Annotated in this window: 11 protein-coding genes and 3 tRNA genes; 3 read left to right on the plus strand and 11 right to left on the minus strand. The window is 66.8% G+C overall.

What is annotated here, in order from left to right:
- Entirely contained in the window at positions 1–2,931 is a 2,931-nt protein-coding gene (locus tag FOC40_RS07155) for a leucine--tRNA ligase (RefSeq protein ID WP_003795184.1), read from the minus strand.
- A gap of 124 nt (positions 2,932–3,055) precedes the next feature.
- Between FOC40_RS07155 and FOC40_RS07160 the strand changes: the two genes are divergently transcribed.
- Positions 3,056–3,502: an HIT family protein gene (locus FOC40_RS07160; RefSeq protein ID WP_003795182.1), complete on the plus strand. Its 447-nt coding sequence runs from the start codon at positions 3,056–3,058 to the stop codon at positions 3,500–3,502.
- Positions 3,503–3,625: 123 nt separating this feature from the next.
- Here FOC40_RS07160 and FOC40_RS07165 read toward each other — a convergent pair whose 3' ends face one another.
- Positions 3,626–4,294, minus strand: a complete 669-nt coding sequence (locus tag FOC40_RS07165; RefSeq protein WP_003795180.1) for a metal-dependent transcriptional regulator — start codon at positions 4,292–4,294, stop codon at positions 3,626–3,628.
- Between the two features lie 145 nt (positions 4,295–4,439).
- Between FOC40_RS07165 and FOC40_RS07170 the strand changes: the two genes are divergently transcribed.
- Both FOC40_RS07170 and FOC40_RS07175 read left to right on the plus strand, forming a co-directional pair.
- Positions 4,440–4,512 (plus strand) — tRNA-Lys (locus FOC40_RS07170).
- 34 nt (positions 4,513–4,546) lie between these two features.
- A tRNA-Lys gene (locus FOC40_RS07175) sits at positions 4,547–4,619 on the plus strand.
- 1,169 nt (positions 4,620–5,788) lie between these two features.
- Here FOC40_RS07175 and FOC40_RS07180 read toward each other — a convergent pair.
- The 9 genes from FOC40_RS07180 to FOC40_RS07220 all read right to left on the minus strand — a co-directional run bounded on the left by FOC40_RS07180 (position 5,789) and on the right by FOC40_RS07220 (position 14,208).
- Positions 5,789–7,483 (minus strand): hypothetical protein, encoded by a 1,695-nt coding sequence (locus tag FOC40_RS07180; RefSeq protein WP_003795176.1) that lies wholly within the window; start codon positions 7,481–7,483, stop codon positions 5,789–5,791.
- Complete coding sequence (locus tag FOC40_RS07185; protein WP_050755231.1) at positions 7,468–8,271, minus strand: ABC transporter ATP-binding protein; 804 nt, start codon at positions 8,269–8,271, stop codon at positions 7,468–7,470. Before FOC40_RS07185 ends, FOC40_RS07180 begins: the two co-directional genes overlap by 16 nt.
- A 106-nt stretch (positions 8,272–8,377) precedes the next feature.
- A complete protein-coding gene (locus FOC40_RS07190; RefSeq protein WP_231125984.1) occupies positions 8,378–9,130 on the minus strand; it encodes a hypothetical protein in 753 nt (250 codons plus the stop codon).
- Positions 9,131–9,442: 312 nt separating this feature from the next.
- On the minus strand, positions 9,443–9,916 hold the full coding sequence (locus tag FOC40_RS07195) for a peroxiredoxin (RefSeq protein WP_003795171.1): 474 nt from the start codon (positions 9,914–9,916) through the stop codon (positions 9,443–9,445).
- A 53-nt stretch (positions 9,917–9,969) separates the two neighbouring features.
- Positions 9,970–10,050: transfer RNA gene (locus tag FOC40_RS07200), tRNA-Leu, on the minus strand.
- An 81-nt stretch (positions 10,051–10,131) separates the two neighbouring features.
- A complete protein-coding gene (gene mnmA, locus FOC40_RS07205; RefSeq protein ID WP_003795169.1) occupies positions 10,132–11,223 on the minus strand; it encodes a tRNA 2-thiouridine(34) synthase MnmA in 1,092 nt (363 codons plus the stop codon).
- Positions 11,224–12,429 carry a cysteine desulfurase family protein gene (locus FOC40_RS07210; protein WP_003795166.1) on the minus strand — a complete coding sequence of 402 codons (1,206 nt, stop codon included), beginning with the start codon at positions 12,427–12,429 and terminating at the stop codon, positions 11,224–11,226. It lies immediately after the preceding gene.
- Positions 12,426–13,403: an electron transfer flavoprotein subunit alpha/FixB family protein gene (locus tag FOC40_RS07215; RefSeq protein ID WP_003795165.1), complete on the minus strand. Its 978-nt coding sequence runs from the start codon at positions 13,401–13,403 to the stop codon at positions 12,426–12,428. The genes FOC40_RS07210 and FOC40_RS07215 overlap by 4 nt, the downstream gene beginning before the upstream one ends.
- A 1-nt stretch (position 13,404) precedes the next feature.
- Positions 13,405–14,208: an electron transfer flavoprotein subunit beta/FixA family protein gene (locus tag FOC40_RS07220; RefSeq protein ID WP_003795162.1), complete on the minus strand. Its 804-nt coding sequence runs from the start codon at positions 14,206–14,208 to the stop codon at positions 13,405–13,407.
- Between the last annotated feature and the right edge of the window lie 165 nt (positions 14,209–14,373).

The raw sequence follows: 14,373 nt of genomic DNA on the forward strand, positions 1-14,373 counted from the left end.
TCACTTCTTGACGACGACGTTGACCAGCTTCGGCGCGCGTGCGATCACCTTGAGGGGTTCTGCCCCGCCGAGGGCCTTGACGATAGGGGCCTCGGCCAGGGCGGCCGCAATGAGGTCCTCCTCGGAGATGGAGGGAGTGACCTCGATGCGGGCCTTGACCTTGCCATTGACCTGGATGACGGCCGTGACCGTATCCTCGACCAGCAGCGAGGAATCTTCGACGACCGGGAATGGCTCGCGGGCCAGGGAGGCCTCGTGGCCCAGGCGGCTCCACAGCTCTTCGCACAGGTGCGGGGCTACCGGGGCGAGCATGAGGATCAGGGGCTCAATGGCGTCGCGCGGGACGGCATCCAGGCTGGTCAGGTGGTTGTTGAGGACGATGAGCTTGGAGATCGCGGTGTTGATGCGCAGGTTCTCGTACTCTTCGGTGACCTCCGCGATCGTGCGGGCCACGAGGCGACGCGTCTTGTCGTCCGCGGGCTCGTCGGTGATCGTGAGCTCGCCGGTCTCCTCGTCGACCGCGTTACGCCACAGGCGCTGCAGGAAGCGCTGGGAGCCGACGACGGCGCGGGTGTCCCACGGGCGCGACAGGTCGAGGGGGCCCATGCTCATCTCGTACACGCGGAAGACGTCGGCGCCGTAGGCGTCGTACATCTCGTCGGGCGTGACGATGTTCTTCAGGGACTTGCCCATCTTGCCGTACTCGCGGTTGACGGGCTCGCCCTTGTAGGTGAAGCCGGTCGTCTCATCGCCCTCAACCTCGTCGGCGGGCACGTACTGGCCACGTTCGTCGGTGTAGGCGTAGGCCTGCACGTACCCCTGGTTGAAGAGCGTGTGGAAGGGCTCGGAGCCCGGCACGTGACCCAGGTCGAAGAGGACCTTCTGCCAGAAACGGGCGTAGAGCAGGTGCAGCACCGCGTGCTCGACGCCGCCGACGTACATGTCGGTGCCGCCGCTGACCTTACCCTCGCGCGGACCCATCCAGTAGGCCAGGTTCTCCTCGCCGGAGAAACGCTCAGAGTTCGTCGGGTCGGTGTAGCGCATCTCGTACCAGCACGAGCCCGCCCACTGGGGCATCGTGTTGGTCTCGCGACGGTAGGTCTTGGGGCCATCGCCCAGGTCGAGCGTGACGTTCACCCAGTCCTCGGCGCGGCCCAGCGGGGCCTCGGGCGAAGAGTCGGCGTCATCCGCGTCGAAGGTGCGCGGGCTGTAGTCGCTGACCTCGGGCAGCTCGACGGGGAGCATGTCCTCGGGCAGGGCGTGCGCGACGCCGTCCTCGTCCCACACGATCGGGAAGGGCTCGCCCCAGTAGCGCTGGCGGCTGAACAGCCAGTCGCGCAGGCGGTAGGTGACGGTGCCGTGGCCCAGGCCCTTGGCGACCAGCCACTCGATCATGGCGGCCTTGGCCTCGTCCTTCACAAGGCCGTTCAGGTCGATCTCATCGTTCGCGGAGTCGACGGCCACGCCATCGCCCGTGTACGCGCCGGCCTCGAGGTCGGGGCCGTAGGGGTCGTCGGCCGGGCCAATCGTGCGAACGATGTCGAGGTCGTAGGCGCGGGCGAAGGCCCAGTCACGGTCGTCGTGCGCGGGAACGGCCATGATGGCGCCGGTGCCGTAGCCCCACAGGACGTAGTCGGCAACGAAGATCGGAACGGGGCGGCCGTTGACCGGATCGATGCCGAAGAGGCCGGTGAACACGCCAGTCTTGGTGCGTTCTTCGTCAGCGCGCTCGGCCTCGGACTTCGCGGCGGCCTGGGCGCGGTAGGCGCTCACGGCTTCCTTCGGGTAGGCGGCGCCACCCGTCCACGCGTCCTTCGTGCCCTCGGGCCAGGAGGCGGGCAGGGTGAGGGCGGCCTCATCGCCGGGGTCGCCACCGACGGTTCCGCCGAGGATCGGGTGCTCGGGAGCCACGACCATGAAGGTCGCGCCGAACAGCGTGTCGGGGCGCGTCGTGTAGACGTCCAGGGAGTCGAGGGAAGCGCCGGCCTCGCGCGCTCCGGGCACGTCGAAGCGCACGGTCGCACCCTCGGAGCGGCCGATCCAGTTGCGCTGCATCGTGCGCACCTTCTCAGGCCAGTCAATCGTGTCGAGGTCGTCGGACAGGCGCTTGCCGTAGGCGGTAATACGCATCATCCACTGGCGCAGGTTGCGCTTGAAAACCGGGTAGTTGCCGCGCTCGGAGCGTCCGTCGGCGGTGACCTCTTCGTTGGCCAGGACGGTTCCCAGGCCGGGGCACCAGTTGACGGGGGCCTCGGAGACGTAGGCGAGGCGGTAGGAGTCGACAACCTTCGCCTGGGCGACGCGGTCCAGGGAGTTGTAATCGGAGCCGTCCTCAGGGCGAATCTCGCCGGACTCGAGCTTGGCGATCAGCTCGCTGATCGGGCGGGCCGCGCCCTGGGAGCCGTCGGGGGCCGTCGCCTCGGGGTCGAACCAGGAGTTGAAGACCTGCAGGAAGATCCACTGCGTCCAGTGCACGTATTCGATGTCGGTCGTGGCGAAAGAACGGCGGGAGTCGTGGGACAGTCCCATGCGGCGCAGCTGGCGGCGCATGTTCGCGATGTTCTGGTTCGTGGTGATGGCCGGGTGCTGGCCGGTCTGGACGGCGTACTGCTCGGCGGGCAGGCCGAAGGCGTCGTAGCCCATCGTGTACAGGACGTTGTCGCCCTTCATGCGGCGGTAGCGCGCCAGCGTGTCGGTCGCGATGTAGCCCAGCGGGTGCCCCACGTGCAGGCCCTTACCCGAGGGGTAGGGGAACATGTCGAGAATGAAGAAGGGGTTGTGGGAGGCCAGCGGGCCAGCCAGGTCGCCCGTGGGGTTGTCCGCGTAGAACGTGCCCAGCTCCTCCCAGCGGTCCTGCCACTTCGTCTCGATCTGACCTGCGAGCTCAGCGGTGTAGCGCTGGGCCGGGGCACTCTGCGGATTTTCGCTCATCTGTGCGTTCCTCGCTTAACGATGGGTCGCGTAACAATACTCCCCACCAGGGTAGTTCACGCCCGCCCGCCCCGCCGGACGCGCCCACCTACCGAAGTGAGCGCGAATAGGTGACAATAGTCGCATGAGCACTATCTTCGACAACATCATCACGGGTGTCTGGCCCGGCCGCTTCGTGTGGGCCGATGACGTGTGCGTCGCCTTCGCGACGATCGAGCCGACCTCGCCGGGCCACGTCCTGGTGGTTCCGCGCACCGCGTACGACGCGTGGACGGACGCCCCCTCGGACGTCGCCGCCCACCTCATGACCGTGGCCCGCACGATCGGGCTGGCGCAGAAGGCCGCGTTCGGCGTGCCGCGCGCCGGCCTGGCGATCGCGGGATTCGAGGTGCCCCACACCCACCTGCACGTCATCCCCCTGCGCGACGAGACCGACATCCTCCTGTCCAAGGCGGCCCCCGCCAGCGACGAGGAACTCGATAGCGCGATCACCGCCCTCCGCGAGGCGCTCCTGTCCGCCGGCCACGGCCGCCACGTGCCCCCGTCAATGGGATCAGCGGCCCTCGCCTGAGGACTGCGCTCCCCTCCTGTGCGCCCGCCGACGGGCGTTCCCAGCACGCCCGGCCGACTCGGTCAGGTGGGCTGGATTGTTTCCGGGCCTTGTCAATAGGAAGCGGGGGCGTGCCGGTGTGGCTCAGTCCCGGACGACGATGCCCGAGGCCTGGGCGGAGTCAAGGAGGAGCATCTGCCCATCCTTAAGCAGAACGGTCACTCCCCCAGCATCAGACGCGACAACGGCCACATGAGCGCCGGGCACGAGGCCAGCTTCCTTCCACGCGCGTAACGCTTCGGGGTCGCGATCGGGCAGCCGGACGACGATTCCCCCGGCGGTGACGTCGAGCGCATCAAGGGGACTACCCGAGACATCGTCGCTGGAGCCGTCGGCTCGCGGGATCGGATCACCGTGCGGGTCACGGCTCGGGTAGCCGAGGACTCGGTCGAGACGGTCGAGAAGCCGATCGGAGACCGCGTGTTCGAGAATCTCGGCCTCCTCGTGCACCTCATCCCATGAGAAGCCGAGCGCCTCGTGCAGGTAGGTTTCGAGCAGACGGTGGCGGCGCACCATACCGAGGGCGATCGCACGCCCCTGTGGGGTCAGTCGCACGCGACCGTACCGCTCGTGCGTGACGAGGCCCTGGCGGGCCAGGCGTTGAATGTTCTCCGTTGCCGTCGAAGGGACGACGTCCATGTGTTCGGAGACATCCTTGGGCTTGACGCCGTCACGGCCGGCTTCCTCGGCGCTCCACACAAGCTTGAGGATGTCCTCCACGACCGCGGAGTAGTTGCTCGACGCGTCCGACATGGCGTTCCCCTTTCATCTGAGGCCCCATTGTAGGTGCCCTTGTCACTCGCGCCCGCCGAGTGTGCGACATAGGCCACGACACCCCTCATTGACTTGCACGGGGCGTGGCGCGCCTGTATATTTATCTCTCGGTTGCAAAACCCCCGCGTCATTAGCTCAATTGGCAGAGCAGCTGACTCTTAATCAGCGGGTTGAGGGTTCAAGTCCCCCATGACGCACAGCTTTCCCGGCTCCGGCTGGTGAAGGTCCCCCGCGTCATTAGCTCAATTGGCAGAGCAGCTGACTCTTAATCAGCGGGTTGAGGGTTCAAGTCCCCCATGACGCACAGACAACCGGCACCCTCCGGGTCGCCGGTTTTTCATATCCGTGCCCCCGTTTGTATTTTCGGTGTTGGCCGTAGCCCACCAGCTTTCCGGCCGCCGCGAGGCCTGCCAGATCTCCGTCCGCCGCGAGGCCGACAGCCCTACGTCCGCAAACTTGTCGTTCCTATAGTCGACACTGCCCACAGCCCCGCCAGATCTCCGGCCGCCGCGAGGCCTGCCCGCCCGCTCGCCGTCCGCGCCGCGAGCTTCGCTCGGCGCGCCGTCACGAAGCCCGGCCACGCCCCGCAAGCCTCGCGGCGGCCTCCAATCGAGCGACTTGTCACACTGTTTTCCATCGCTTAGCCAGGCATCGATGCCACATGCGATACAAAACTCGCCCAGCGCACCCTTGCTCATCCCGCACCCGCGACAAAATACGCCCAGCACCGGCAAAACACCCAAAAATCGCCGTTTTCTTCCTTGCAGGGCGAACTTTTTCGCGCCATGACATGCCACACCGCTCCTCACGAAAGCTCAATACCCATGTGTGGGCCTTTGGAAGCGCACGTGGACCCGACGATATGCACGTAAGCCCGAAGATCTACCCGTGGGCCTCATAACCTGCGAGTGGGCGACGCCGCCCACGTGCACATCTAGAGGTTTGCGTGCGTATCAAGAGGTTCGTACGCACATTCAGGGGTTAACGTGCGCATAGCTGGGCTCAGATGACCACCTAGGGGCGCACCAACACTCGCAAGACATCACGGGGGGCGACGGAAGAAGCAACCCACGGCACTTTAATGGAACTCTTAACCCGATGACACGCACGGTAACCCGCTATTCCACACATTAACCCGTTATTCCGTATCTGGGCGGGGCCGCCAACGCTCGAACTAGAGGGTTTACGTACGACTTAGAGGGTTAACGCACGGATTCGAGGGTTAGCGTGAGAACGTACATACACGCGTGTGCGGATAGGTTACGCACGTACGGATGGGTAACACGTATGCGGATAGGTTACTAACCTATCCGCATACCAATAACCTATCCGCATAGTCCACCGGTCAACCACTCGGAGGATCCGGACGACTCCTTCTATGCGATCCTCAGCCTCTCAGACGCCTCCCATACACAGCGAGGCCGGGGCACCCCCACGGGTAACCCCGGCCTCGTGCGTGCAGTGCAGACGCGATCAGTGTCCCGGCCAGCTGCGGATCGACGTGAGCGCGGCGACCGAGTAGCGGTCCCATACGCGCCCGCCAATCCGAACGGCTGCCTCAAGGACGAGCACCGACCACGCGAGGGCCACAACGTAGGCGACCCAGTTGGGAACGAAGCCGAAAGACGCCAGCACGAGCAGCACGTAGGACGGGATCTGCAGAACCGCGGTCCCCGCGAAGCCCACGAGCTGCAGCAGCATCGTCATCAGGAAGGAACCGGTACCCTTCGTCGCCAGCGGGGACGTGCCCGGAGGTTGCACCGGGTAGACCCAGCGCGCGTTCACGGCGAGGGTCGTCGCAGCGGCACCAGCGAAGAGGACGATGCCCATCACCTGGTGGAACACGAAACCGGAGGCATTCGCACCGGTGACGGCATCGTGAATGAGGTAACCGATGACCTGGGGTACTAACACGATGAGCGAACCCACGAGGCGTCCGCGACGTTCCTCGCGACCGCTCATACCCGACGAGACCACGATCCAGGCGCCCGTCGAGTCGTATTGCATGAGTGCGCCGGTCGTCAGGCCCGTCGTGATGGGCACCAGGTAGAGGAAGATGCCCGCCGAGAAGGCGAGTGGCTGCCCCTCAGTAACCATCCGTCCCATGAAGATCGCGACAACCGGGAACAGCAACGCGAGCGCCATGTTCATATTCAGGCGCGTATCGACGATCCAGTAGCGCAGCGTACGCGCCGCCAGGGAGGCGCTGCGCACACCGAGGCCGAGGCGCGTGAACAGGTCGACGCTGCGCAGGCCGGCGGCTCTCGACTGCTCGGAGCGGCGACTGCGCGCTTCATCTTCGAGGGATTCGTCGATGAGGTGGCGTCCCTCGTCGATGGCGCGCTGCGCGTCGGCGCTGATCTCACCGGCGTAGCCGCTCATGACGGGGCGCAGGACGGCGAGCCAGGCCCGCCAACCGACGACGGCGGTCACGACCGTGATGAGAGCGCGGATCGCCGCGGCCACCCACGCGCCCTCGAGCAACGAAGCAACCACACCGAAGGGAGCGCCGAAGGGAGTCCACAGTGCGACGTTCAAGCCCGCGTTGAAGGCCTCAACGGAAAAGTTCCGGGTCAGCAAAGACATCCAGTAACCCAAGGGGGTCACCACCATCATGAAGACGACGGCACCCAGGGCCGTGACGGCATCCTTCTTACCCGAGCTGTCCAGGCGTACCGCGAACCAGGTCCCGACCGCGCGCGCCCACAGCACCGCGAGAGGCAGCGTCACGACACCAGCGATTAACCAGCCGAGCGCCTCAAGCCACTGGGCACGCCACAGCGCGAACCAGACGGGTAGGAAGAGGATCATCGCGGACAGGAGCCCGCCGGGACCGACCGCAGTCGAGGCGGCCAGCCCCGCCCCGAGGCGTTTGCTGGGTCCCACGTAGGGCGACAGGCGCACGGGATCGAGAGAATTGTCCATCGAGGCGAAGATGATCGGGAGGACCAACCACAGCAGGAAGATAAAGGGCCCGACGATCGGCATCACCGGCGTGGCCAGGTAGGCCTCGTCGGAGCGAGCAAGGAAAGCGGTGCCCAGGAGCACCGAGCCGTAGATTCCGGCGAAGTACAGGACGCCGAGAACCGCGAGAACGAGGACGACCGTCTGCTTGCGAACCGTGTTCCAGATGATGCGGAGCTTGAGGCGAATCAGTTGCCCAACCACGACAGGCCTTCCTCGGAGTGGACGCCGCCAACCAGGGAGGTGAAGCGCTCCCCCAGGTCGCCGCCCTGAGCGACCTCGTCGGTGGTTCCGGAGACGAGCACGCGTCCCTTGTCGATGATGGCCACGTGCGTGCACAGCTGTTGGACGGTTGCCATCACGTGCGAGGAGAGAATGACGGTGCCGCCGCGACGCGTGTAGTCGGTGAGGATCTGGCGGATGTTCGTCGCGGAAACGGGGTCCACGGCCTCGAACGGTTCGTCGAGGACCAAGACTCGCGGCGAGTGGATGAGGGCGGCGGCCAGGGCAACCTTCTTCGTCATACCCGCCGAGTAGTCGCTGATCAGCTTCTTCCCGGCCTCGGCCAGGTCGAGGGCCGCGAGGAGTTCGTGAGCACGCTCGCGGGCGACGGACGCGTCCAGGCCGTGGAGCATGCCCACGTGGACGAGGAAGTCAGGGCCGGATAGGCGGTCGAGGAGGCGCATCCCGTCGGGCATGACGCCGAGGAGAGCGCGTGCCTCCTGGGTTCGCGCCCACACATCGACGCCGTGCACGTATGCGGTGCCACGGTCGGGGGTGAGCAGGCCTGTGGCCATGGTCAGCGTCGTTGTCTTACCGGCGCCGTTAGGACCGACGATCCCGTAGAAGGATCCGGTGGGAATATCGAGGGACAGGTCGGCGACGGCGACGAGGTTGCCATAAATCTTGACGAGGCCTCGGATCGCCAGTGCAACATCTTCCCCGACGGGGGCGACGGGTGCCACAGGAGCGGCGGGCTGCGAATCGGACACGAGATACTCCTTCACGCATTGAAATACCCGCTCATTTTACCAGCGATCCTAGGCAATGCTTCGAAGCGAATCTCAGATGATGACCCGCCCCGGGCCGATCACGCCGTCAGCGGGAGCTGACGATCACGGTCAACCCCTGCTCCGTTTCGTACGCCCAGGTGGCCTTATAGGAGCCCCACTCCTCCGACCGGGTTCCGTCGATCGCACGCGTTGCATACATGCGTTCACGCACGGACGAAGGAGCGTCCAGCTTGGTGAGAACGCACTGAAAAATCGGGGTTGTCAGGCTGTCGCCACGATCGGAAAACGCTTCGAGGGTGAGGGAGGTGCCGTCGCTGGCCAGGCGAGCATGCACACCCCCGGCATGGCACGAATCGACGGCGCCGGCCAGACCCGAAACGGAGGAGGAACGCGCGTAGAACAGGCCTCCCAGCACGGCGGCTACGATGAGGAGGGCGGACACGAAGCCGAGCGCGAAGATGACGATGGCACGCCCGCGATGCGTCGCACGCTCGCGACGATCCAGGCGTGACTCAATCTCGCTGGCACGACGAGCCTCGGTCTGGCGCCGAGAGGCACCTCCGACACGAGAGCTTTGAACACCCCCCTGCTCTGACGGCGACGCAGCCTCGGCAAGCGCACGACACTGCCCGCCATCTCGTTGTTCGGGCGCGCCCACAACACGCATAGTCGTGCGATGCCAGTTGCGGTGGACGGGAACGCCGGGGCGTGGATCTGTCCCGTAGGTCGCCGCCGCCTCGTCCCGATGCGCATATTCGCGAACGGGAGTGGAAGGCTGGGCGACGCGCCCAGCCCGCGGGGAAACCACGTCGCGCGCGACCGCGGCCTGCTGCGCCACCGTAGCAGTATCCTCCGACGGTCGAGATCTCCTCGACGGGCGAGGTGAACCCGGGGCCTTTCCCCGAACCACTGCGTCCTCGGCGCTCACAACCTGTTCGACGAGAGATGACTCAGGGGCGCGGGCAACCGTAGGCAGGCTCGGCTGTTTGTGCAGGCGAACAGGCGCAGCGTCGGCCGGATAGTCCCGCGCCACCTGTCCCGTGCCGATCCGATACGCATCAGGCGTAGCGCCCCCCATGAACCCTCCATCAGTAACAAGCCGTTTATTTCTCAACTACCATACTCGCTAGTTACCGAAAAAGCAAGGGCATTAGTCGATGCCGAGAGTCTTCCGCAATCGACCCACGTGACCGGTTGCCTTCACGTTGTATTGGGCCAGGGCGACCGTGCCGTCGGGGTTCACAACCACGGTCGAGCGGATGATGCCCACGTAGGTGCGGCCGTAGTTCTTCTTTTCACCCCACGCGCCGTACGCCTCGAGGATCTCGTGATCCGGGTCGGAGGCCAGCGGGAAGGTAAGCGACTGCTTCTCGGTGAAGCGCTCGAGGGCGGCCATCGAGTCGGCGGAAACACCGATGACGGAGTAGCCGGCACCCTGAAGCGACGCCAGAGAATCGCGGAAGTCGCAGGCCTGCTTCGTGCAGCCGGGCGTGGAGGCCTTCGGGTAGAAGTAGACGACAACGCCGCGCGACGAGGCGGCGAGGAGATCAGACAGGGACAGGGTTCCCTGGGTGGTCTCAGCGGTAAAGTCGGGGGCCTTGCAGCCAATTTCCAAAGCGCTCATGACCTCAGTCTATCGACCACCGCCGCCCGGAGGCGACCGGGCACGGGCAACCGTGCGCGAGATGGGACTCGAACCCACACGTCAAAGACACTGGAACCTAAATCCAGCGCGTCTGCCAATTCCGCCACTCGCGCGCGCACCCTAGTTTAACGGATGTGCGCGAGACCGTCCGAATGCCCTCGCCCACGCCCGCGCGAGGCACATCCGGGACTCGCTCAGCGCCCGGTCTCGTCAATGGTGCCCTCGCCGAGGACTCGAGTCCCCCGGTAGATGACCATCGACTGGCCGCGCGCGACGCCACGCGCGCCGCTCGCGAGGACGACGCTGATGGTTCCAGCGTCCAGGTCGCGCGTCAGCGACGCGACGGGCACGGGGGTGCCGTGCGCGCGCAGCTGCACGAATAGACCGGTGGCGTCGGAGCCGTCGTCGTCGGAGGCGAGCCAGACGGCGTCCGTGGCCGTAATGCGGGAAATGGACAGGAGTTCAGAGGCTCCCACGACGACTTGGTTGGTCTCCGGCCTCGTCTCAAGGACATAGCGCGGGCGCCCGTCGGGTGCGGGCGCACCGATACCGAGGCCCTTGCGCTGGCCAACCGTGTAGTTCCAGTAGCCCTCGTGGCGGCCCAACACCTCGCCGTCGGGGGTGACGATCTCACCCTCGGCCGCGCCCAGGTGAGCGCGCAGGAAGCCCTGCGTGTCACCGTCGGGAATGAAGCAGATGTCGTAGGAGTCGGGCTTGTTGGACACGCCCAGGCCGAGGCGCTCGGCCTCGGAGCGAACCCACGCCTTGTTGGGGGCATCCCCCAGGGGTAGGACGACGCGGTGAAGCTCCTCGGGCCCCATGACGGCCAGCACGTAGGACTGGTCCTTGAGGTTGTCGGCGCCGCGGTGCAGCTCGGGTCCAGCCGCACCATCGACGATGGCCGCGTAGTGGCCGGTGCACACCGCATCGAATCCGAGCGCGCGGGCGCGGGTGGCCAGCTCGCGGAACTTCACGAACTCGTTGCAGCGCACGCAGGGGTTGGGGGTGCGCCCAGCCTTGTACTGGGCGACGAAGTCGGTGATGACGGTCTGCTCAAATTCCTGGGCGAGATCCCACACGTAGAACGGGATGCCGATAATTTCGGCGGCGCGCGCCGCGTCGCCGGCGTCCTCGATCGAGCAGCAGCCGCGCGAGCCGATGCGGCACTCCTGGGGTTGGGAGGATAGGGCCATGTGGACGCCGACGACATCGTGCCCGGCCTCCACGGCCTTCGCGGCGGCGACGGCGGAGTCCACACCGCCGGACAGTGCTGCCAGAACTCTCATCTAGGGTTCCTCGTTTCGTTCGTTGCGCACGTGGGCGACGCCGTCCAGGGCGGCCCCCGCGCGGATGGCCACGGGCAGCGCGGCCAGGAAGGCGTCGATATCGTCGCGGGTCGTCTCGTGGCCGAGTGAAACGCGCAGGACGCCGAGCGCCTGCTCCTCGCTGCGTCCCATCGCCATGACGATCTCGGAGGGGCGCGTGACCCCCGCGTGGCAGGCAGACCCGGCGGACACGGCGATTCCGTCCATGTCGAAGGCCATGAGGACGGCCTCAGGGCGGGCGGTGGGCAGGGACAGGTGGATGATGGCGCTCGACGAGGCCGTCTCCCCCACCGTCGAATACGTTCCCTCCGGCAGGTGTGCCAGCAGGTGCGCGCGCAGGGCGGCCGCACGGGAGGCGAAAGCGGCGCGCTCTGCGACGACCTCGGCGAGGGCGGCTCCGAGAGCGCAGGCACCCGCGACGTCGGGCGTGCCCGAGCGGATCGAGCGCTCGTGGCCGCCGCCGGGTCGGTCGGTCGTCATGGGGATGCCTCGTCGGGCGAGGAGAACGCCGATGCCGGCGGGGGCGCCGACCTTGTGGCCGCCGACGCTCAAGAGGTCCAGGCCGAGCTCGGCAAAAGACACGTCCAGGGTCGGAATGGCTTGGGCAGCGTCGCAGTGCGCGAGGCCTCCGCTGGCCTGCACGAGCTCAGCGAAGTCTGCAACCGGCTGAATCGTACCGATTTCGGAAGACACGAGGGTCATGGATCCGAGCGCGAGGCGACCGTCCCACGAGGCGGGTGCATCGTCGCCGGAAACACGGGGCAGGATGGACACGCCGCCCGCATCCACGGGCAGGACCTCCCAGGAGAAGCCCTCACGAGAGGCGACCTCACGCTGATGGGCGACCGCGTCATGCTCGAGGCCCGAGACGACGATCAGGTCGCGCGCGTCGTCGCGCCCGTGCATACCTCGGGCCGCGGCCATCACACCGAGGGCGTCCGATTCGGTGGCTCCAGAGGTGAAGATAACCTCATGGATGTCTGCGCCGAGGGCCGCTGCGACCTGCTCGCGCGCGTCGTCGAGCATGCGACGGGCCCGCCGCCCTCCGAAGTGGAGGGCGGCGGGATTGCCGGGGGTTGTAGCTAGGTCACGCTGGGCGCGGGTCCACGCCTCGAGGGCGCACTCGCGCAGCGGCGTGGTGGCCGCGTGGTCGAGGTAGACGCTCACGCCTGGGAGCGCGCCTCCTCAATGGCGGCCAGGGCCGCGGGCACGACCTCGGTGACGTCGCCGACGACGCCGAAGTCCGCGATCTCGAAGATCGGGGCGTCCGGGTCGTCACACACGGCGACGATGTGGGCCGAGGACTGCATACCCACCGTGTGGTGGATCGCGCCGGAGACTCCCAGGCCGATGTAGAGATTCGGGGTGACGGTCAGGCCGGTCTGGCCGATCTGCTCGGATCGCGGGGCCCAGCCCTCGTCGCAGGCGACGCGGGTCGCACCCACGGCGCCGCCGAGCGCCTGAGCGACGGAGCGAACCAGCTCGAAGTCGCCGTCCACGCCGCGGCCACCGCACACGACGGTGGAGGCGTCGGTCAGGGACACGCCTTCCTCCTCGTCGGGCACGGAGGAGACGACCTGGATTGCGCTGGCCTCGGGGCTCAGCTCGACGGCCAGGGCTTGCGGGGTCAGGGCGACGGGAGAGGCAACCGGGGCCTCGTCGATGACGCCGGAGGCGATGCCGACGATCGGGGTCTGTCCCTCAATGACGATCCGCATCGACCAGGAGCCGCCCAGGGCGGTCTTGCCGATCTGGAGGACGCCGCCGTCGAAGCCGACGGAGGACGCACCGGAGACCACGCCGGCCTCGGTGAGAGCGCCGACGCGACCGGCGATCTCGCGACCGCGGTAGTCCGAGCACAGGAGCACCAGTCCAAAGCTGCCGGTCGCCAGCGCGGAAACAAGCGCGTCGGAGGCCACGACCGAGGAACGCACAGCGTCACCCAGGTCGGCATGCAGCAGTTGGGTCGCGCCCAGCTCCGACAGGGCGGCCACATCGGGACTGGCAGCCAGGGACAGGGCGACGACGTCGGCGGAGGTCAGGGACGCGGCCAGCGTAACCGCCTGGCGTGCCGGGGGCGTCAGGTGATCGCCCGCCTGGTCGGCCAGAACGAGGATCGGGGAACTCATCTGCTGCGTCATGTCACTTCACCACCGAAAGGATGTAGTCGGCTAGAGCGCGCCCGCCCTCACCGGCGTCCTGAATGATCGTGCCCGAGCCGTCGCGGGTCTTCTCCTCGCCGTGGGTGACGGCGGTCAGCGCGCGGCGCATGACGAGGGCCTCGCCGCCGGGAACCTCGACGAGGTCGTCGATGCCCCACTGATCCAGCGGCTTCTTGCGGGCGGCCTTCATGGCTGCGAAGGCCGGGTAACGCGGCTCGTTGATCTGGTCGGTCACGGAGACGACGGCGGGCAGCGCGGCGCGCACGGTCTCGGTGTAGCCGTCGACGGCGCGCTCGATGGTGACGGCGCCATCCTCGACGCTCAGGGAGCGGGCCAGGCCCAGCAGCGGCATGTGGGCCTTGGCAGCCAGGGCGGCGGGCAGCATGGAGGTCATCGCGTCCAGCGAGGCCATGCCGGTGATCACCAGGTCGACGGGGCCGCACTCTTCGGCGATCTTCGCGATCGCAACGGACAGAACGGAGGCGGTCGTGATGACGTCGGAGCCCTCAAGGAACTCGTCGGAGACGATGTAGGCACGGTCGGCGCCCATCTGCAGGGCGCGCATCAGGGAATCCTCGGCGTCCTCAGGGCCCATCGTCAGCGCGACGACCTCGGCCTCGCGACCCGCATCCTCTTCGGATTCCTTCAGCTGGACGGCAGCCTCGATGGCGTTCTCATCCAGTTCGTTGAGCACATCGTCCTCACCGCGCACCAGGCGGCCCCCCTCAAAACGACGTTCGGACTGCATGTCGGGGACATGCTTCACACACACGACAATTCTCATGACTTCTAGCGTGCCACATTCTGCGCAGCACGCCCATATATATGAGGGTTCCCTCACCGATGGGTGCCGCTGCTCATACCCTCGGCCCACCCCCTAATCCGACCGCTTAATTGACGGTCACGTATGATGGATGATGGCTGCATCTATCAGGCTACGATCCAGCCA

Source organism: Schaalia odontolytica (assembly GCF_009730335.1).
Classification (GTDB): Bacteria; Actinomycetota; Actinomycetes; order Actinomycetales; family Actinomycetaceae; genus Pauljensenia; species Pauljensenia dentiphila.